The organism is Streptomyces sp. Q6 (genome assembly GCF_036967205.1).
Lineage (GTDB): Bacteria > Actinomycetota > Actinomycetes > Streptomycetales > Streptomycetaceae > Streptomyces > Streptomyces citrinus.
Window position 1 is genome coordinate 7,235,142 of record NZ_CP146022.1, and the last position, 19,130, is coordinate 7,254,271.

Sequence of the window (19,130 nt, forward strand, 5' to 3'; positions counted from 1 at the left end):
TCCCCGGCGACCCCCGACCCTTATTTGGTAAGGCTATTGACAAATAGGGGTCGGGGACCGGGACAATCGCAACCGACATGCTCAGAAGATCACTCGGAGGGGCCGTCCATGCCTGTCGTCGGTAGTGAGGTCGACCCCGCGTGGCTGCCCGACGAGGCGCTCCACGCGCTCGGATCGCGGCGCGTACGCGTCGAGGGCGAGGGCGATCTCGTCGACACGGTGCGCGGTGAAGTCGTCCACGCCTGCGGCCTGTACGGCGGCTCGGTGGTGGAGGACGACGGCCCGTACGACGTCCTGCTGCGACGGCAGCCGCAGTCCGGGGAGGCGCACGGCCCCGAGGGCTTCACGCTGGAGCGGGCCGGCGGACGCGTCACCGTCACCGCCGCCGCGCCCGCCGGCCTGCTCCACGGCTACTTCCACGTGGTCAGGCTCGGCCGGGCCGCCTTCACCGACGCGCCGCCCGAGACCCACCGCCCGGCCCTCGCCCTGCGGATGCTGAACCACTGGGACAACGTCGCCGTCCACCCGGTCATGGGCCAGGTCGAACGCGGCTACGCCGGCGGATCCCTGTTCTGGCAGGACGGGCGGGCACGCGGCGACCTGGCCCGCGTACGCGCGTACGCACGACTGCTCGCGTCCTGCGGCGTCAACGCCCTCAGTGTCAACAACGTCAACGTCCACGAGACCGAGGCCCACCTCCTCACCGACCGCGTCACCGAAGTCGCCGCCATCGCCGACGCGCTGAGGCCGTACGGCATTCGCACCCACCTCGCCGTCAGCTTCGCCGCACCCGTCGTCGTCGGCGGGCTCGACACCGCCGACCCCCTCGACGACGGTGTCCGGGCATGGTGGCGGGAGGCCGCGGCACACGTGTACGCGCACATCCCCGACTTCGGCGGCTTCCTCGTCAAGGCCGACTCCGAGGGGCAGCCGGGGCCCTTCGCCTACGGCCGCACCCACGCCGACGGCGCGAACCTGCTCGCCGACGCCCTCGCGCCGCACGGCGGCACCGTCCACTGGCGGGCCTTCGTCTACGACCATCGCCAGGACTGGCGGGACCGGACCACGGACCGGGCCCGCGCCGCCCACGACCACTTCGCGCCACTGGACGGCCGGTTCAGGGACAACGCGGTCCTCCAGGTCAAGCACGGGCCGATCGACTTCCAGGTCCGCGAACCCGTCTCCCCGGTCATCGGCGCCCTGCCCCGCACCCGCGTCGCGGTCGAGCTCCAGGTCACGCAGGAGTACACCGGGCAGCAGCGGCACGTATGCGCGCTCGCACCCATGTGGGCCGACGTCCTGCGGTTCCGCCCCGAAGGCGAACACGGCCCGACCGTCGGTGAGTTGACCGCCTCCGGTGGCCTGGTCGCCGTCTCCAACGTCGGCGACGACCCCTTCTGGACGGGCCACCCGCTCGCCCAGTTCAACCTCTACGCCTTCGGCCGCCTCGCCTGGCAGCCCGACGCCGACCCCGACCGACTCCTCACCGAGTGGACCGAGTCGACGTTCACGCCGTGGGCCACCGCGGACCCGGACCGGCTGCGGGCCGGGCTGCGCGCGGTACTGCGCGACTCCTGGACCACGTATGAGAAGTACACGGCCCCCCTCGGTGTCGGCTTCATGGTGCAGCCCGGCCACCACTACGGGCCGAGCGTGGACGGCTACGAGTACAGCCCGTGGGGCACCTACCACTTCGCCGACCGCGACGGCATCGGCGTCGACCGCAGCGCGGCCACCGGGACGGGCTACGCGGCCCAGTACGCGAAGCCGTGGTCCCAGACGTACGAGAGCCCGGACACCTGCCCCGACGAGCTGCTCCTCTTCTTCCACCACGTGCCGTACGACCACGTCCTGCACAGCGGCACGACCGTGATCCAGCACATCTACGACACCCACTTCGAGGGCGTCGAGGAGGCCGAGGCCGCACAGGAGGTCTGGGACGGCCTCGCCGACCTGATGCCACCCGCGCGGCACGCGCGGGTGGCCGAGCGGTACGCGGAGCAGGTGCGCTCCGCCCGCGAGTGGCGGGACCAGATCAACAGCTACTTCCTGCGCGCGTCCGGGGTGCCGGACGCGCACGGGCGGCGCGTCTTCTGACCGGTCGGGCCGTGCCGTGGATCACTCCAGGCGCAGCACGGCGACCCCCAGGGGGTCGAGGACGAGCGGGTCCTCCCGCTCGACGCGCTTGCCGGTGAGGAGGTCGGTGGCGGCCGCGTGCGCCGACAGCTCCCTGGTCTGCGTCGAGTGGTTGAGGAGGAAGAGGAGTCGGTCGCCGTTCGGCGCGACCCGGGTCGCGGTCTCGACCCCGGCGTGTGCGGCGTACGGGCCGACCAGTCCGTGCCGGTCGAGGATCCGCCGCACCACCCACTCCGTCCCGGCCTCGTCGAGATGTGTCGCCACGTACCAGCCCTCGCCGCCGCGCCCGCCGAAACGGTTGCGGGTGACGGCGGGGGTGCCCGCGTAGAAGTCCGACGTGTACGTGCCGACCGGCTCGGCGCCCCGGGGGATGACGATCTCGAAGACCAGGCGGGCCGCGGAGTCCAGGTCGCCCAGCCGCACCGGGTGCGTCACGTCCGCGGGGCGCGTGTCCCACTCGTCCACCCGCACGCCCATGAGCGGCCCGAGCGGACCCGGCACATCGGTGAGGAACGCCCGGTCGTGCTCGTCGCCGCGCCCGGACAGGAACGTCGTCAGGACCGTACCGCCGCGCTCGGCCACCGCCTCCAGGCGCTCCGCGACCTCCCCCTTCACCAGGTGCAGAGCGGGCGCCAGGACCACGTCGTACCCCGACAGGTCCGCGGTCACCGGGACGACGTCCACGTCCGCCCCCGCCACCCGCGCCGCACGGTAGTAGGCGTGCACGACGTCCACGTACGTCACGAGGCGCGACGGGCCGTCCGACATCTCCAGGGCCCACCAGCTGTCCCAGTCGAAGAGCAGTGCCGTACGGGCCGGGGTGCGGGCGCCGAGCGTCACCGTCCCCGCGGCCTCCAACTCCGCCCCCAGATCGGCCACTTCGCGAAAGACGCGCGTGTCGTCGCGGCCCGCGTGACCGATCACCGCCCCGTGGTACTTCTCGCACGCGCCGCGCGACGCCCGCATCTGGAAGTAGAGGACCGCGTCCGCGCCGTGCGCCACCGCCTGCCAGCTCGCGAGCCGCAACTCCCCGGGCCGGCGCAGCGGATTGACGTCACGGCACGCCGTCGTCGACGGTGTCTGCTCCATCAGCCAGAACGGCGCGCCGTCCTTGAGACCGCGCATCAGATCGTGCGCAAGCGCCGGCCAGGTCGGCGGCGCGTCGAGCGGCGGATAGGAGTCCCAGGAGGCGAAGTCGAGGTGCGGCGCCCAGCGGTGGTAGTCCGACGGGCGGTACATCCCCATGAAGTTGGTCGTCACGGGCGTGTTCGTGCTGTGCGCGCGGATCGCCTCCTTCTCCGCGACGAAGCAGCCGAGCAGCGCGTCCGTCATGAAGCGCTGGTAGTCGAGCGTGATGCCCTGGAACGCGGTGTGGTCCGGGCCGCGCCAGTGCTCGGTGAGCGCGCTCGGCGGCTCGATCTGTGTCCAGTCCGTGTAGCGGTGCGACCAGAAGGTCGTCCACCACGCGTCGTTGAGCGCGTCAAGCGTGCCGTGCCGCTCCCGCAGCCAGACCCGGAACGCGTCCGCGCAGCGCGCGCAGTAACAGGCCCCGCCGTACTCGTTGTTGATGTGCCACGCGAGCAGCGCGGGATGCGCCGCGTAGCGCCGGGCGAGACGACCCGCAAGTGCCGTGGACAGACGCCGGTACGCCGGTGAGCTCGGGCAGAAGTTGTGCCGCTGCCCGTAGCCGTGCCGCCGCCCCTCGAAGTCCGTGCGATTGACCTCCGGGTAGGCCAGCGCGAGCCACGGCGGGAGCGCCGCCGTGCCGGTGGCGAGGACGACCTGCCGTCCTTCGGCGGCCGCCCGGTCCAGCGTGCGGTCCAGGGTCGTGAAGTCGTACGTGTCCTCGGTCGGTTGGAGCAGCGACCACGCGAACACGCCCACGGTGAGTGTGTCGATCCCGGCCTTCGTGAACAGCCGGTGATCCGCGTCCGCCACCTCCTCGGGCCACTGCTCGGGGTTGTAGTCCCCGCCGTACGGGATCTTCGGGGTGCGGGGTGCGCCGCTCATGCGGTGAACTCCTCCTCGGTCTCGACGATCATCGGTCGGCTGGTGCGCAGCAGGGACAGGAGCAGCAGCGGGGCGAGCAGCAGCGCCAGGACCTCCGTGAACCAGTACGTCGCCGCTCCCGCGACGATCAGCGCGCTCAGCGCCCCGGCCGTCGCACCGCCCCGGCGCAGCATGAAGTACGTGGCGAGACGCGCCGTGTCCGCCGTACGGAAGTGGAACAGGGACAGCAGCACGAGGGAGTTGGCGCCCCACAGCACCGCGCCGACCCCGGTCAGCGCGAGCAGGCCCGCCCACCAGCCGGGCAGCCCCGCGGCGGAGAAGTGCGTCAGGGTGTACGCGATCACCGTCAGCCACGTCAGCAACGGCACCCAAAGGCGCAGCGCAGCAACGGAGTTGAGACGCAGACCGCGCAGATATGCGCGGGCCGGACGCAGCTGGGTCAGGTCGTGGCCGCGATGGTGCAGCGCGTACAGGGCGGCGGCGAGGGCGGGTCCGACCGGCACCAGGCACAGCGCCGCCAGCGGCAGCGTGCCCGGGGCGCCGCCCAGGAGGAACAGGGCCGCGCCGCCGGGCGCCACCGTCGCGACCAGCAGCACCTCGACGGTCAGGAGCGTGTGCACCAGGGCGCAGGCCCGCGAGAGCGGGCCCGCGCCGAAGTGGGCCGTGGCCGTGCTCATCCGGCCGTGCCGCCGCCGAGCAGGCGCCCCTCGTCCCACCAGGGCGGCGCCTCCTCCACGACCGGCTCCACCTCCACCAGGGTCACCTCGTTCCGCTCGAGGGCGAGGTCGAGGCTCGCCCTCATGTCCCGTACGGGCAGCCGGAGATGGGAGCGTCCGGGCTCGGCCGCCTCGTGCAGGACGTCTAGCTGACGCGGGCGCGGCGAGCGCGGGCTGCCCATCCGCCGCCACGCCCTGTACGCGTTGCCGCGCTCCTCGTCCACGTGGGAGCGGCGCGCGAACACCTCGTCGCCGGCGGCCGGCAGCGAGAGCCGCAGCGTGTGACCGTCCGCGCCGGCCGCGGCCCAGGCCAGGACCGCGATTCGGCCGTCCGGGTGCCGCGTGACGAGATGGTCGTCGCCGCGCGCGAGCACCTCGTCGCCGAGGCGCGCCATGAACGCGTACAGGTGGAACGTGGGCTTCTTGACCTGGCGGTGCGTCAGAAGGCCAAACCCGCCGTGGAACAGCGCCGTCGGGACCCCCGCCTCCTCGAACATGTCGCTGAACGTCCAGTACGAGAAGGAGTCCACGAGGTCGCCGCCCCCGGCCACGACCGGCGCCAGGTAGGCCGCGTTGTACGCCGTGTCGTGGATGAGGTTGTCCGGGCAGTACGACGAGTTGAACTCCGTGATGTGGACGGGGAGTTCGGCGAGCCGTGTCCCCTTGAGCTCCTGCCGCGGCGCCGCGAACTGCTCCAGCAGCCGCCCGGCCGGAGCCAGCGTCTGGTGCGAGCCGAACGGCACGTGCTGAGCGGGACCCGACGTGTACGCGTGCCGCGACACGAAGTCGACCGGCACGCCCCGCTCCTCCACGAACTCCGCGAACCGCGCGAGCCACCCGTCGTCCGCGCCCGGCGAGACCGCGGGTCCGCCCACCTGGAGCGACGTGTCGACCTCCTTCACGGCGAGCGCCGTCACCTCGTACAGGCGGTGGTAGGCCGCCTGGTCCGCGTCCTTCCAGAAGTCCCGCAGATCCGGCTCGTTCCACACCTCGATCGGCCAGGTCCGCACCTCGTCCAGGCCGTACCGGTCGACCAGGTGCGCCACGGTCGCCCGTACCAGGTCCGCCCACTCCCGGTGCGAGGACGGCGGCGTCACGTTGCCGCCCCACCAGAAGACGGTCTGGTCGCCCGACGCCAACGCGCGCGGCATGAAACCGAGTTCGAGGAACGGGCGGATGCCCAGATCCAGATAGGCGTCCACGACCTGGTCGACGTACGTGAACGCGTGCAGCATCCGCCGCTGGCCCTGCCACTCGTACGGCCGGTACACGCCCATGTTGTCGCTCAGCAGGCCGTGCCCGCGGATGTGCCGGAAGCCGATGTCCCGCTGGATCACGGCGAGGGAGTCCTGGTAGTCGCGGCGCAGTGCGAGGTCGAAGCGGCCGGTGCCGACACACGCGCGCCAGGCGTCGCCGAGCCGGCCGACGGGCTGCGAGGGGACGTCGATCCGCGAGGGGGAGGTCATCCGTTGTCCTTCCGGTAGCGCTCGTAGGCCTTGGTGTGCAGATCGGCGAGGCGGTCGCTGTTCTTCGCCTTCGCCTCGGTGACGTACGCGTCCCATTCGGACATCGGCCGCTTGCCGAGCACGAACTTCAGCATGTTCTGGTTCATGTGGTCCTTCAGCGGCGTCTCCCAGAGCGTCACCTGCTCCTGCTCCGTCGACTCCAGCGGATGCGGCGGCGCGATCGGCAGCTGTTTCCGCGAGGCCATGGCGTCCTGGAACCTCTTCTCGTCCGGGCCGAACGACGACGACACCAGCTCCCAGCTGCCGCCGTACGTGAACACCCCGTTGAAGAAGCCGTAGTCCTTCTGAAGGTCCTTCGGCGCCTTCGGGTCGGAGCCCATCAGCGAGATGCCGGACTTCAGCTCGTACGAGGAACCGGACCTGGTGTACGTGACGCCCTCGACGCCCCACTTGCAGAACGCCTGGCCCTCGTCGGAGTACCAGAGCCAGTCCAGGAACTGCATCATCGCGACGAAGTTGTCGCTCTTGAGGGCCTTGCTGGAGACCATCACGCCGTTCTCCAGGCGGATGCCGTCCAGGATCACCTCGCCGGCCGGGCCGATCGGCACCGGGATCATCTCGATCTTCGCGCCCTTGACCTGCTTCTCCAGGTTGAAGCGGTAGTTCTGCACCAGCTCCTGCGGGTTCGCGCTGATCGCGAACGACTTCTCGCCGAGCAGCTTCTTCACCGCGTCGTCATCGGTCTGCGTGAAGCTCTCCGGGTCCAGCAGCTTCTCGGCGACCAGCTTGCGCAGGTACTCGACCACATGGCGGAACTCGTCGGTGGCGCCGGTGTAGACGAACTTCTTCGCCTTCCGGTCGAACGTGACGTTGTCGTACGTCCAGCCCGCGTGGATCCCGTGGGCCTGCCCGAGATAGCTGACCAGCGCGCCCGCGGGGTAGACCGTGTTGGTGCTCCAGCGGTCCGTGAGCGGATAGCGGTCGGGGTACTCGTCCTTGAGCGCCTTCAGGGTGTCGTACACCTCGTCCCAGGTGGTCGGCAGGGAGGCGCCGATCTTCTCCAGGACGTCGGTGCGGAAGGCCAGCGAGTAGCCGGCCTTGGGCTTCTCGTGCAGACCGGGGAGCAGGTAGTACTTGCCGTCGGACTGGCGGATGGAGTCCAGCTCCGGCTCCAGCTTCCACTTCTTGACCTTGTCGCGGAAGTTGGGCATCAGATGCACGTACTCGCTCACCGGCAGGATCGCGCCCGACGACACGAACGCCACTTCGGAGGGGTGGTACGTCTTCGGGATCAGGAACGGGGCGTCGCCCGAGCCGATCAGCAGGCTGCGCTTCTTCTCGTAGTCGCTCAGCGGCACGTCGACCGGCTTGAGCGTGACACCGGTGCGCTTGCTGACCTCCTTCCAGAACAGCCAGTCCTTCTTCGTCGGGTACACCGGGTTGTTGTTGTGCAGCAGGGAGATCGACAGCGCCTTCGACGCCTTGAACCGCTCACCGGCGCGGTAGTCCTTCATCGCGCCTTCCTGCTTCTTCGACAGGTCCTTGGGGTCGCCCCCGTCGTCGCCGCTGCCGCAGGCGGTGAGGGCCGCGAGACCCGCGAACCCCGCCGCGGCCAGGAGCGACCTTCTCGACAGCTGACCTTGGTTCGTCACGCGAACTCCCTTGATATGCACGTTTGTTGAGGTGGAGAGAAGCCGGGTGGGGAGGTGGGGGCGGGAAGGGTCAGCCCTTGACCGCGCCGAGCATCACGCCCGAGACGAAGTACCGCTGCACGAAGGGGTAGACCGCGAGGATCGGCAGGGCCGTGAGCACGATGGTCACGGACTGGATGTTCGCGGCGGCCTGCGACAGCTGGTCGGTCCCCGCCCCCGCGTTGCTGCCCGTCGTGGCGCCCGCGATGAGGTTGCGCAGATACACCGTGGCCGGCATCAGCTCGGTGCGGTCCATGTAGAGGAAGGCCGAGAACCAGGAGTTCCAGAACGACACCGTGTAGAAGAGCAGCATCGTCGCGATGACGGCCTTCGACAGCGGCAGCACGATCCGCCACAGGATTCCGTACGTGCTCAGGCCGTCGATCTGCGCGGCCTCCTCCAGCTCGGCCGGCATGTTCTCGAAGAACGCCTTCATGACGAGGAGGTTGAAGACGCTGATCGCGTTCGGCAGGGCGATCGCCCAGATCGAGTTCTTCATGCCGAGGCTGGTGATCAGCACGTAGTTGGGGATCAGACCGCCGGAGAAGAACATCGTGAACACGGCGATCCCGATGAGCGCCCCGCGCCCGCGCAGATCCTTCTTGGACAGGACGTACGCGTAGATCGTCGTCAGCGTCATGGCGACGATCGTGGAGACCACGGTGTAGAGGACGGTGTTCCCGTAACTGCGCCAGAAGGCGCCGTCACCGAACACGATCCGGTACGTGGTGAGGTTGAAGCCCTTGGGCCACAGCGTCACCTCGCCCGCCCTGATCTGCCGCTCGCCGCTGAACGAGCGGGCGACGATGTTGACGAACGGGTACAGCGTGACGACCACGACCAGGGTGAGGATCACGCCGTTGACGCCCTGGAAGACCCGGTAGCCGCGGGTCGGCCGGTTCACTGACACACGCTGGCTCACCACAGGCTCGTCCCCACCGTCTTGCGCGACATCTGGTTGGCCGACGTGATCAGTACGAGGCCGATGACCGCCTCGAACAGGCCGATCGCGGCGGCGTAGCTGAAGGAGTTTGACTCGATGCCCGTGCGGTACAGATACGTCGAGACGACGTCGGCCGTCGGGTACGTCAGCGGGTTGTAGAGCAGCATGATCTTCTCGAAGCCGACCGCCATGAACGTGCCGATGTTCAGGATCAGCAGCGTCATCATCGTGGGGCGGATGCCGGGCAGCGTGACGTGCCAGGTCTGCTGCCAGCGGTTCGCGCCGTCGATGCGGGCGGCCTCGTACAGGTCGTCGTCGATGGTGCTCAGCGCGGCGAGGTAGAGGATCGTGCCCCAGCCCGCCGTCTGCCAGACCTCGGACCCGACATAGATCGTCCGGAACCATTCGGGCTCCTGGATGAAGCGGATCGGGTCGTGGCCGAACGTCGCGAGGACGTGGTTGACCGGGCCGTCCGAGGCCAGTATCTGCATCGTGATGCCGGCGACGATCACGATCGACAGGAAGTGCGGCAGATACGAGACCGACTGGACGAAACGTTTCAACGCGGTGCGCCGGACCTCGTTGAGCAGCAGCGCGAGGACGATCGGCACGGGGAAGCAGAACAGCAGGGTCAGGAAGCCCATCCAGAGCGTGTTCCGGAAGACCTGCCAGAAGGCGGGGTCGCTGAGGAACATGTCCACATAGCGCAGCCCCACCCAGTCCTCGCCGAGGATCGAGCCGCCCGGCTGGAAGCGGCGGAAGGCGATGACGTTGCCGATCATCGGCAGATAGCGGAACACCAGGAAGAACAGGATCGGCAGGAGGGCCAGGGAGTACACCTGCCAGTCGCGGCGCAGTGCCTGGCGCCAGGTGCGTCTGCCCGAAGGGATGTCGCGCGGCGGCGGCGGGTCCTGGGCGGGTTCGGTACGGGGCGGGCTGCCCGTCATGGCGGACGTACTCATGCAGGGCCTTTCGTCACACGGGCATGCTCGGGGGCGCGCTGCGGCGCTCAGGGGCAGGGAAAGGCGGACCGAGAACTTTCAGGAATCTTCCGGTAACGTCGCCGCAACCTAAAGCCGCTCCCGACCCCTGTCAATGGGGTTCGTAGCAACGGGAGTTGGACCCCCGACCCGCTGTGAGGTGCCCTTGCCCGCCTTCGACCTGCCGCTCGACCAACTGGAGCGCTACCGTCCCGAGCCCGGCGAACCCGCCGACTTCGACGCCTTCTGGCGGGCCACCCTGAAGTCCTCCGCACACCCCGAACCGATCGTCCGTGCCCGGCCGACCGAGACGGGACTGACCCTCGTCGAGAGCTGGGACGTCACCTTCCGCGGCTTCGACGGCGACCCCGTCCACGCCTGGTACACCCGGCCCGCGGGCGTGCCCGAACCCCTGCCGGGCGTCGTCGAGTTCGCCGGGTACGGCCGCGGCCGCGGCCTCCCGCACGAGCGCCTGACCTGGGTGAACGCCGGATACGCGCATCTGCTCATGGACAACCGGGGCCAGGGCGACCAGTACGGCAACGGCGGCGCGACCCCCGACCCGCACACCCACGCCGCCGGCGGTCCCGGACCCGCCGTGCGCGGTCTGCTCGACCCGTACGACTTCCACTACCGGCGCCTGATCACCGACGCCGTGGGCGCGGTCGCCGCGCTGCGCGCTCTGCCCGGCGTCGACCCGGCACGCGTCGCCGCCGTCGGCAACAGCCAGGGCGGGGAGTGGCCCTCGCCGTCGCCGGACTCGTCCCCGACCTCGCGGCCGCGCTGGTCACGGCGCCGCTGCTGTGCGGCATCCGGCGCGCCCTCGACCTCACGGACGACGGGCCCTACGGGGAGATCGCGGGCTACCTCGCGGTGCACCGGGGCGCCGAGGCGGCCGCGTACCGGACGCTGTCGTACGTCGAGGGCGTCTCGTTCGCCCGCCGCGCCCACGCGCCCCTCCATCTCGGCGTCGGTCTGCGCGACACCGTGTGCCCGCCGAGCGGCGCGTACGCGGCGTACCACCGCTACGGCGAACTCACCGGGAAGGACCCGGCGCGGGAGATCCACGCCTACCCCTTCAACGGTCACGAGGGCGGCGACGCCGTGCACGTACGCCGTCAACTTGCCTGGCTGGGGGAGGTGCTGGCCGTGACAGAAGCGTAAGTTCAGGGCCTGACGTTCGGCGGGTCGGACAGATTGCCGACTCGTCCGGCGGCGCTTGACGACATGACCTACGGTTTTCCGGAAAGCGTCCGGAGATCTTTCGGGCGCACAGCGTGATGGAGGTGGGGTACGTGGCCCGCGACGGCGGCAAGGGCAAGGCAGCCACGCAGAGCGCGGACGGGCCGGGCAAGGTGACGATCACCGAGATCGCGCGGGAGGCCGGGGTCTCGGTCCCGACGGTCTCGCGGGTCGTGAACGGGCGCTCCGACGTGTCACCGGCCACCCGGGCCCGGGTGGAGGACCTGCTGCACCGGCACGGATACCAGCGGCGCCCGCCCGCGCCCGGCGACCGGGCGGCCCTGCTCGACCTGGTCTTCAACGATCTGGACAGCCCCTGGGCCGTGGAGATCATCCGCGGTGTCGAGGAGGTCGCGCACGAGGCCGGCGTGGGCACCGTGGTCTCCGCGATCCACGACCGGGCGGGCGCCGCGCGACAGTGGATGACCAATCTGCGGGCTCGCGCCTCCGACGGCGTGATCCTGGTGACGTCGGTGCTCGAACCCGGTCTGCACGAGGAACTGCGGCGCCTCGGCGTGCCGTTGGTGGTGATCGACCCGGCGGGCTCACCCGCCACCGAGGCGACGACCGTGGGCGCCACCAACTGGGCGGGCGGGATGGCGGCGACCGAGCATCTCCTCGCGCTCGGCCATCGCCGGATCGGGTTCATCGAGGGGCCGCCCCGGCTGCTGTGCTCGCGGGCCAGGCTCGACGGCTACCGGGCCGCCCTCGACGTGGCGGGCGTCCCCGTCGAGGACGAGCTGATCGTGCCCGGCGACTTCTACCACGAGTCGGGATTCACCGGCTGCAACGCGCTGTTGGACCTGGCCGCACCGCCCACCGCCGTCTTCGCCTCCAGTGACCAGATGGCCCTGGGCGCGATCGAGGCGCTGCGCCGGCGCGGCCTGCGGGTGCCCGAGGACATGAGCGTCGTCGGCTTCGACGACCTGCCCGAGGTGCGCTGGTCCGCGCCGCCGCTCACCACGGTCCGCCAGCCGCTCGCGGACATGGGCAAGCTGGCCGCCCGCTCCGTCCTCGATCTCACCCGCTCGGTCGCGCCCGCGTCGCCGCGGGTCGAGCTGGCGACGGAACTCGTGGTCAGGGCCAGTACGGCGGCTCCGCGCGACGTCTAGCGACCGGTAGAACCACGCATTCCGTCTCGGGGTGTCAACAGCCTTTTTTGTTAAGGGCGTTGACACCCCGTTCTCGTTTCCGTAACTTCCGTGGCCGTCTCCCGATAATTTTCGGATCACTTCCGGAAGGTGCGCCATGTCAGCCTCCGATTTCTCCCGCCGTCGATTCCTCGGCGCCGCCTCGGCGGCCGGTCTCGGCGCCGCAGCGCTCACCGCGTGCGGCGGCTCCGACTCCGGCAGTGGGAAGGACAGTTCCGGCCGGACCGTCATCGAATGGTGGAACATCCAGACCACGGAGCCGTCGAAGACCATCTGGCCGGAGCGGGCGAAGGCGTTCGAGGCCAAGAACCCCGATGTGCGCATCAAGCTCGTGACGCTGGAGAACGACGCCTACAAGTCCAAGATGACGGCGCTCACCAGCTCCGGAAAACTTCCGGACATCTACCACACCTGGGGTGGCGGAGTCCTCCAGCAGCAGATCGACGCGGGCCTCGTCGAGGACCTCACCACGTCCATGGAGCCGATGGCCGGCACCCTCGTCCCCGCGTCGGTCAAGGCCTACCAGTTCGACAGCAAGACGTACGCGATGCCCTTCGACATCGGCGCCGTCGGCTTCTGGTACAACAAGGCGCTCTTCAAGAAGGCCGGGATCAGCGCCCCGCCGACCACCTGGGACGACTACCTCGACACGGTCAAGAAGCTGAAGTCCGCGGGCGTCACCCCGATCGCCCTCGCGGGCAAGGAGAAGTGGCCCGGCATGTACTTCTGGTCCTACCTGTCGATGCGGATCGCCGGCGTCGACGGCATGCAGAAGGCCGCCGACGCCAAGGACTTCACCGGCGACGACTTCGTCAAGGCGGGTGAGCACCTCAAGGAGCTCGTCGCGCTCAAGCCGTTCCAGAAGGGCTTCCTCGGCGCCGCCTACTCCACCCCCAACGGAGAGGCCGCCACCATGGGCAACGGCAAGGCCGCCATGGAACTGATGGGCCAGTGGGCGCCCGTCGTCCAGGCCGACGCGGGCAAGGGCATCGGCAAGGACCTCGGCTTCTTCTCCTTCCCCTCGGTCGCCGGCGGCAAGGGCCAACTCACCGACGTGTTCGGCGGAGGCGGCGGCTACGCCGTCCGCAAGGGCGCCCCCAAGGCGGCCGTCGACTTCCTGAAGTTCTTCATGACGGCCGAGTCCGACCGCATCCTCGTCTCCAAGGCCAACATGATCCCGGTCGTCAAGGACGCCGCGAGCGCGCTGACCGACCCGAACCTCACCGCCGTGTCCGACATGCTCGGCAAGTCCACCGGCTTCCAGCTCTACCTCGACCAGGCCTACCCGCCGGCCGTCGGCCAGGAGGTCAACGACTCCGTGGCCGCCCTCATCGCCGGATCCAAGTCGCCCGAGCAGGTGGCCCGTTCGGTGACCCAGGTCGCCAAGAGCCAGTAAGGGACCATGACTTCGACCTACGTAAAGGACGCGCGGCCCGCCGTCGCCGAGGAGCCGCAGCGCGACCTCGGCAACCGGCGGCCGCTCGCCCGCCGCGTCACCGACTGGCTGACCGCCGTCTCCTTCACCCTGCCCGCCCTGATCCTGTTCGGCGCGCTCGTCCTCGCCCCGATCATGTACGCGGTGTACGTGAGCCTCTTCAACTGGGGCGGCTTCGGGTCCCCCACGGACTACACGGGCCTCGACAACTACAGCCGCCTGATCAAGGACCCGGTCTTCCTCGGCGACCTGTGGCGCGGCCTGCTCCTCGTCGGCTTCTCCATCCTGGTGCAGCTGCCGTTCGCGCTCGCCATGGCCGTCCTGCTGAACCAGAAGCTGCGCGGCCGGGCCCTCTACCGGATGCTGTTCTTCGCCCCGTACGTCCTGTCCGAGGTGATCACCGGCGTCCTGTTCTCCATGATCTTCGCGCCGGACGCCGGCCTCGCCGACAAGGTGCTCGGCGCGGTCGGCCTCGACGGCCTCGGCGGGCTCTGGTTCGCCGACCAGTCGACGGTCATGCCGACCCTGTTCCTCGTCATGACGTGGAAGTACTTCGGGTTCCACATGATGCTGTACCTGGCGGGACTCCAGGGCATCCCGGCCGAACTGCACGAGGCCGCCCGCATCGACGGCGCGAACGCCTGGGAGCGCTTCCGGTACATCACCCTGCCGCTGCTCGGACCCACGGTGCGGATCAGCGCGTTCCTGTCGGTCATCGGCGCCATCCAGCTCTTCGACCTGGTGTGGGTGACCTCGCAGGGCGGTCCCGACCACGCCTCCGAGACGATGGCCATCACCCTGTTCCAGTACGGCTTCAAGCGCTACCAGATCGGCTACGCCAGCGCGCTCAGCATCGCGCTGTTCCTCATCAGCCTCGTCTTCGCCCTCGCCTACCAGCGCTTCGTGCTGCGTCGCGACACCGAAGGAGCCCTCACGAACATGCGAGCCACCCGATGAGCGCCCCCGACACGGTGGGCCGCCGCCGCTTCGGCAAGGTGCCCCTGTACGTGATCGTGTGGCTGGTCGGCATCGTCATGGTGACCCCGCTGCTCTACGCCCTCATCTCCGGCTTCAAGTCCACCGACCAGCTCTCCAGCAACCCCTTCGGGCTGCCCTCGCCCTGGGTGACGTCCAACTACACGGACATCCTCGCCTCGGGGTCCTTCTGGCGGATGCTCGGCTCGTCCACGCTGGTCGCCATCGGGACGACCCTGCTGACGGTGGGGGCCGCGGCCCTCGCCGCCTTCTCCCTGGCCCGGTTCTCCTACCGGGGGCGGGAACTGCTCTTCACGCTCTTCACGATGGGGCTGATGTTCCCGTTCGCGGTGGCGATCCTGCCGCTGTTCATCCTGCTGCGCACCTTCGGACTCCTCGACAACCCGTGGGGCGTCATCCTGCCGCAGGCCGCGTTCGGCCTCCCCATCACCATCGTCATCCTGCGCGGCTTCTTCCGGCAGATCCCCGGCGAACTGGAGGAGGCGGCCACCCTCGACGGCTGCTCCCCGTTCGGCTTCTTCTGGCGGATCCTGCTGCCGATGGCCCGGCCCGCCCTCGGCACCGTCTCCGTGCTCGCCGTGGTGAGCAGCTGGAACAACTTCCTGCTGCCCCTCCTGGTGTTCAGCAACGAGACGTGGTGGACGATCCCGGTCGGCGTCCAGCAGTTCCAAGGGCAGTACGCCGCCGACATCGCCCGCGTCTTCGCCTACCTCGTCCTCGCCATGGTGCCCGCCCTCGCCTTCTACGCGGTGGCCGAACGGCAGCTGATCGGCGGCATCACGATGGGCGCCACCAAGGGCTGAGCCGCAGCGTCGCGGATCGCCATCACCCCCTGCACGTACCGCACTTGAGGAGTTCCATGGTCCAGCCCTGGCAGGACACCAGCCTGCCCGCGAAGGTCCGGGCGGCCGACCTGCTCGCCCGGATGACCAGCGAGGAGAAGAAGGCCCAGCTCTCCAGTGTGTGGCTGGGCGCCGACATCGAGACCGACACCGCGGCGGTGGCGCCCGGACAGCACGCGTACGTCGCCGAGAGCGCGGTCCTCGACGCCCTGCTCCCGCACGGCCTCGGGCAGCTGACCCGCCCCTTCGGCACCGTCCCCGTGGAACCGGCCGAAGGCGCCGCGCGGCTGGCCGAGCTGCAGCACCGGATCCGCGAGGGGAACCGGTTCGAGGTGCCCGCCCTCGCCCACGAGGAGTGCCTCACCGGCTTCGCCGCCTGGCAGGCCACCGTGTTCCCGACGCCCCTCGCCTGGGGCGCCACCTTCGACCCGGCCCTGATCACCGAGATGGCCGAGGCCATCGGTACGTCGATGCGCACGGTCGGCATCCACCAGGGCCTCGCCCCCGTCCTCGACGTCGTACGCGATCCGCGCTGGGGCCGCACCGAGGAGTCCATCGGCGAGGACCCCTACCTGGTCGGCACGGTCGGCGCCGCCTATGTGCGGGGCCTGGAGGCCGCCGGCATCGTCGCCACCCTCAAGCACTTCGCCGGCTACTCGGCCTCCCGCGGCGCCCGCAACCACGCGCCGGCGTCGCTCGGCCCGCGCGAGCTCGCGGACGTCATCCTGCCGCCGTTCGAGATGGCGCTGCGCGAGGGCGGGGCCCGCTCCGTGATGGCCTCCTACAACGACATCGACGGGCTGCCCGGCCACGTCCACGCCGGGCTGCTCACCCGACTCCTGCGCGAGGAGTGGGGGTTCACCGGCACGGTCGTCGCCGACTACTTCGGCATCGCGTTCCTGGAGTCCGCTCACAAGGTCGCCGCCTCCGAGGGGGACGCCGCCCGGCTCGCCCTCGCCGCCGGCGTCGACGTCGAACTGCCGGCCGCGCGCTGCCTGCCCGCCGCCGGCCACATCCCCGAGGACCTGCTCGACCGCGCCGCGCTGCGCGTCCTCACGCAGAAGTGCGAACTCGGGCTGCTCGACCCGGGCTGGGAGCCGGTCACCGGCGACGAGCCCATCGACCTGAACCCCCCTCAGATGCGGGACCTGGCGCGTGCGGTGGCACAGGAGTCGGTCGTGCTGCTCGCCAACGACGCGGGGCTGCTGCCACTGCCCGACGGGCTGCGCGTCGCCCTGGTCGGCCCCCTCGCCGACGAACAGGCCGCGATGCTCGGCTGCTACACGTTCCCGCGGCACGTCGGCGTCAACCACCCCGGGCTCGCCGCCGGTGTCGAGGTGCCGACGCTCGCCGAAGCGCTCCGCGCGGAGCTGCCCGGCGCCGTCTTCGTCGACGACCCGGCGGACGCCGACGTGTGCCTCGCCGTCGTCGGTGACCGCTCGGGCCTGTTCGGGCGCGGCTCCTCCGGCGAGGGCTGCGACACGGAGGACCTCGAACTTCCCTATCAGCAGGGCGCGTTGCTGGACGAGGTGTTCGGTGCGGGAACGCCCGTCGTGCTCGTCGTGCTCAGCGGCCGGCCCTACGCGCTGGGCCGCTGGGCCGACCGGGCCGCCGCCGTCGTCCAGGCGTTCTTCCCCGGCCAGGAGGGCGGCCCCGCCGTCGCCGGAGTCCTGTCCGGACGCGTCGAGCCGTCCGGACGGCTGCCGATCGGCGTGCCGCGCACCCCGGCGGCCAGCCCGCGCCGTACCTCGCGCCACCGCTCGGCCGCCGCGGCGACCCCAGCAACGTCGACCCCACCGCCCTCTACCCGTTCGGCCACGGCCTCTCGTACACCACGTTCGCCTGGGACACCCCGCAGTGCGACGCCCCCGAACTGCCCACCGACGGCGAGACCACCGTGCGGCTCACCGTCCGCAACACCGGTGACCGGCCGGGCACCGAGATCGTCCAGCTCTACCTCCACGACCCGGTCGGCACCGTCGCCCGCCCCGAGGTGCGGCTCGTCGGCTATGCCCGCGTCCCGCTCGACGCGGGGGCGAGCGCCGAGGTGCACGCCACGTTCCCCGCGGACCTCGCCGCGTACACCGGTGCCGACGGCCGCCGCGTCGTCGAACCCGGCGCGCTCGAACTGCGCGTCGCCGCGTCCAGCGAACACGTCCACCACACCGTGCCGCTCACCCTCACGGGAGCGGAGCGGGAGGTCGGGCACGAGCGGCGGATGCGCTGCGAGCTGCGCGTCAAGTAGCCGGCGCCGCGCCCCACGAACCGCCGGGCGTCACGACGTCCCTGTGGCGCCCGGCTCACGAACGCGGGGCGCGCCGTCTCGGCGCGCCCCGCCGCGCAAGGACAACGACCCGCCCAGCTGTGCGAGTTGGGATCTCATCGAGTTGAGGAGCCGCACCATGCGCACGTCCCCCCGATCCGCCCGCACCAGATCCGCCGCCGGCGCCGCCCTCGCCGCGACGGCCCTGCTGCTCGGCCTCGCCGCCGCCCCGTCCGCCCAGGCGGAGACCGGCGCGAAGCAGCACACGCGGACGCTCGACGACCTGGCCCGCCAGAGCGGCCGCTACTTCGGCTCCGCCGTCGACAACCCGGAGCTGGCCGACACCGAGTACGCCGACCTGCTCGGGCGCGAGTTCGGCAGCACCACCCCCGGCAACGCCATGAAGTGGTACGCCACCGAACCCCAGCGCGGCGTCTTCGACTTCACCGCGGGCGACGAGATCGTCGACTACGCGCGGGCCAACGGCCTCAAGCTCCGCGGCCACACCCTGCTGTGGCACAGCCAGCTGCCGGACTGGCTCTCCTCCGGTACCTGGACGAAGGACGAACTGCGCTCCATCCTCAAGAACCACATCACGCACGTGGTGAAGCACTACCGCGGCAAGGTCTTCGCCTGGGACGTCGCCAACGAGATCATGAACGAGGACGGCACCTACCGCGAGAACATCTTCTACAAGACCATCGGCCCCGGCTACATCGCCGACGCCCTGCGCTGGGCCCGCGCCGCCGACCCGAAGGTCAAGCTCTACCTCAACGACTACAACGTCGACGGACTCGGCGCGAAGTCGGACGCCTACTACGCGCTGATCAAGCAGCTCAAGGCGGACCGCGTACCGATCGACGGCTTCGGTCTCCAGGGCCACCTGGCGCTCCAGTACGGCCTGCCCGGGGGCATCAAGGAGAACCTCCAGCGCTTCGCCGACCTCGGCGTCGACGTCGCCTTCACCGAGCTCGACATCCGCATGATCCTGCCCGCGGACGAGGCGAAGCTGGCCCAGCAGGCCGACTGGTACGGCCAGGTCACCAGTGCCTGCCTCGCCGTGAAGCGGTGCGTCGGCATCACGGTGTGGGGCTACTCCGACCGCCACTCGTGGATCCCCGCCGTCTTCGAGGGACAGGGCGCCGCGCTGCCCTGGGACGAGAACCTCCAGCGCAAGCCCGCCTACGACGCGATCAGGGCGGCGCTCCTCGCCGCCGCGAAGAAGGACTGACCGCCCGGCGCGCCCGGCCTGTCCGTCG

General features: G+C 70.5%; 11 protein-coding genes and 3 pseudogenes. 8 read left to right on the forward strand and 6 right to left on the reverse strand.

The genetic code is table 11. The annotated features are described in order from the left end of the window. The first annotated feature begins 108 nt into the window (after window positions 1-108). Window positions 109-2,097, forward strand: a complete 1,989-nt coding sequence (locus tag V2W30_RS33440) for an alpha-glucuronidase (RefSeq protein WP_338702321.1) — start codon at window positions 109-111, stop codon at window positions 2,095-2,097. A 21-nt stretch (window positions 2,098-2,118) separates the two neighbouring features. Here V2W30_RS33440 and V2W30_RS33445 read toward each other — a convergent pair whose 3' ends face one another. The 6 genes from V2W30_RS33445 to V2W30_RS33470 form a co-directional block, all read right to left on the reverse strand. Then, window positions 2,119-4,146, reverse strand: a complete 2,028-nt coding sequence (locus V2W30_RS33445) for a beta-galactosidase (RefSeq protein WP_338702322.1) — start codon at window positions 4,144-4,146, stop codon at window positions 2,119-2,121. After that, window positions 4,143-4,823: a hypothetical protein gene (locus V2W30_RS33450; RefSeq protein ID WP_338702323.1), complete on the reverse strand. Its 681-nt coding sequence runs from the start codon at window positions 4,821-4,823 to the stop codon at window positions 4,143-4,145. The genes V2W30_RS33445 and V2W30_RS33450 overlap by 4 nt, the downstream gene beginning before the upstream one ends. Further along, window positions 4,820-6,328 (reverse strand): GH39 family glycosyl hydrolase, encoded by a 1,509-nt coding sequence (locus tag V2W30_RS33455; RefSeq protein ID WP_338702324.1) that lies wholly within the window; start codon window positions 6,326-6,328, stop codon window positions 4,820-4,822. The genes V2W30_RS33450 and V2W30_RS33455 overlap by 4 nt, the downstream gene beginning before the upstream one ends. Continuing rightward, complete coding sequence (locus V2W30_RS33460) at window positions 6,325-7,980, reverse strand: extracellular solute-binding protein (protein ID WP_338702326.1); 1,656 nt, start codon at window positions 7,978-7,980, stop codon at window positions 6,325-6,327. The genes V2W30_RS33455 and V2W30_RS33460 overlap by 4 nt, the downstream gene beginning before the upstream one ends. A 70-nt stretch (window positions 7,981-8,050) precedes the next feature. Then, window positions 8,051-8,923, reverse strand: a complete 873-nt coding sequence (locus tag V2W30_RS33465) for a carbohydrate ABC transporter permease (protein ID WP_338702327.1) — start codon at window positions 8,921-8,923, stop codon at window positions 8,051-8,053. A 14-nt stretch (window positions 8,924-8,937) separates the two neighbouring features. Further along, on the reverse strand, window positions 8,938-9,924 hold the full coding sequence (locus V2W30_RS33470) for an ABC transporter permease (protein ID WP_338702328.1): 987 nt from the start codon (window positions 9,922-9,924) through the stop codon (window positions 8,938-8,940). 184 nt (window positions 9,925-10,108) lie between these two features. Between V2W30_RS33470 and V2W30_RS33475 the strand changes: the two are divergent. The 7 genes and pseudogenes from V2W30_RS33475 to V2W30_RS33505 all read left to right on the forward strand — a co-directional run. Then, a pseudogene (locus tag V2W30_RS33475) lies at window positions 10,109-11,106 on the forward strand (acetylxylan esterase). Between the two features lie 131 nt (window positions 11,107-11,237). Continuing rightward, entirely contained in the window at window positions 11,238-12,296 is a 1,059-nt protein-coding gene (locus V2W30_RS33480) for a LacI family DNA-binding transcriptional regulator (RefSeq protein WP_338702329.1), read from the forward strand. Window positions 12,297-12,432: 136 nt separating this feature from the next. Beyond that, window positions 12,433-13,731: an extracellular solute-binding protein gene (locus V2W30_RS33485; RefSeq protein WP_338702330.1), complete on the forward strand. Its 1,299-nt coding sequence runs from the start codon at window positions 12,433-12,435 to the stop codon at window positions 13,729-13,731. 6 nt (window positions 13,732-13,737) lie between these two features. After that, window positions 13,738-14,727, forward strand: a complete 990-nt coding sequence (locus V2W30_RS33490; RefSeq protein ID WP_338702331.1) for a sugar ABC transporter permease — start codon at window positions 13,738-13,740, stop codon at window positions 14,725-14,727. Beyond that, window positions 14,724-15,569: a carbohydrate ABC transporter permease gene (locus V2W30_RS33495; protein WP_338702332.1), complete on the forward strand. Its 846-nt coding sequence runs from the start codon at window positions 14,724-14,726 to the stop codon at window positions 15,567-15,569. The genes V2W30_RS33490 and V2W30_RS33495 overlap by 4 nt, the downstream gene beginning before the upstream one ends. 56 nt (window positions 15,570-15,625) lie before the next feature. Continuing rightward, window positions 15,626-17,853: pseudogene (locus V2W30_RS33500) on the forward strand (glycoside hydrolase family 3 N-terminal domain-containing protein). A gap of 304 nt (window positions 17,854-18,157) precedes the next feature. Further along, window positions 18,158-19,102, forward strand: a pseudogene (locus V2W30_RS33505) (endo-1,4-beta-xylanase); the annotation flags it as partial. Window positions 19,103-19,130 lie beyond the last annotated feature (28 nt).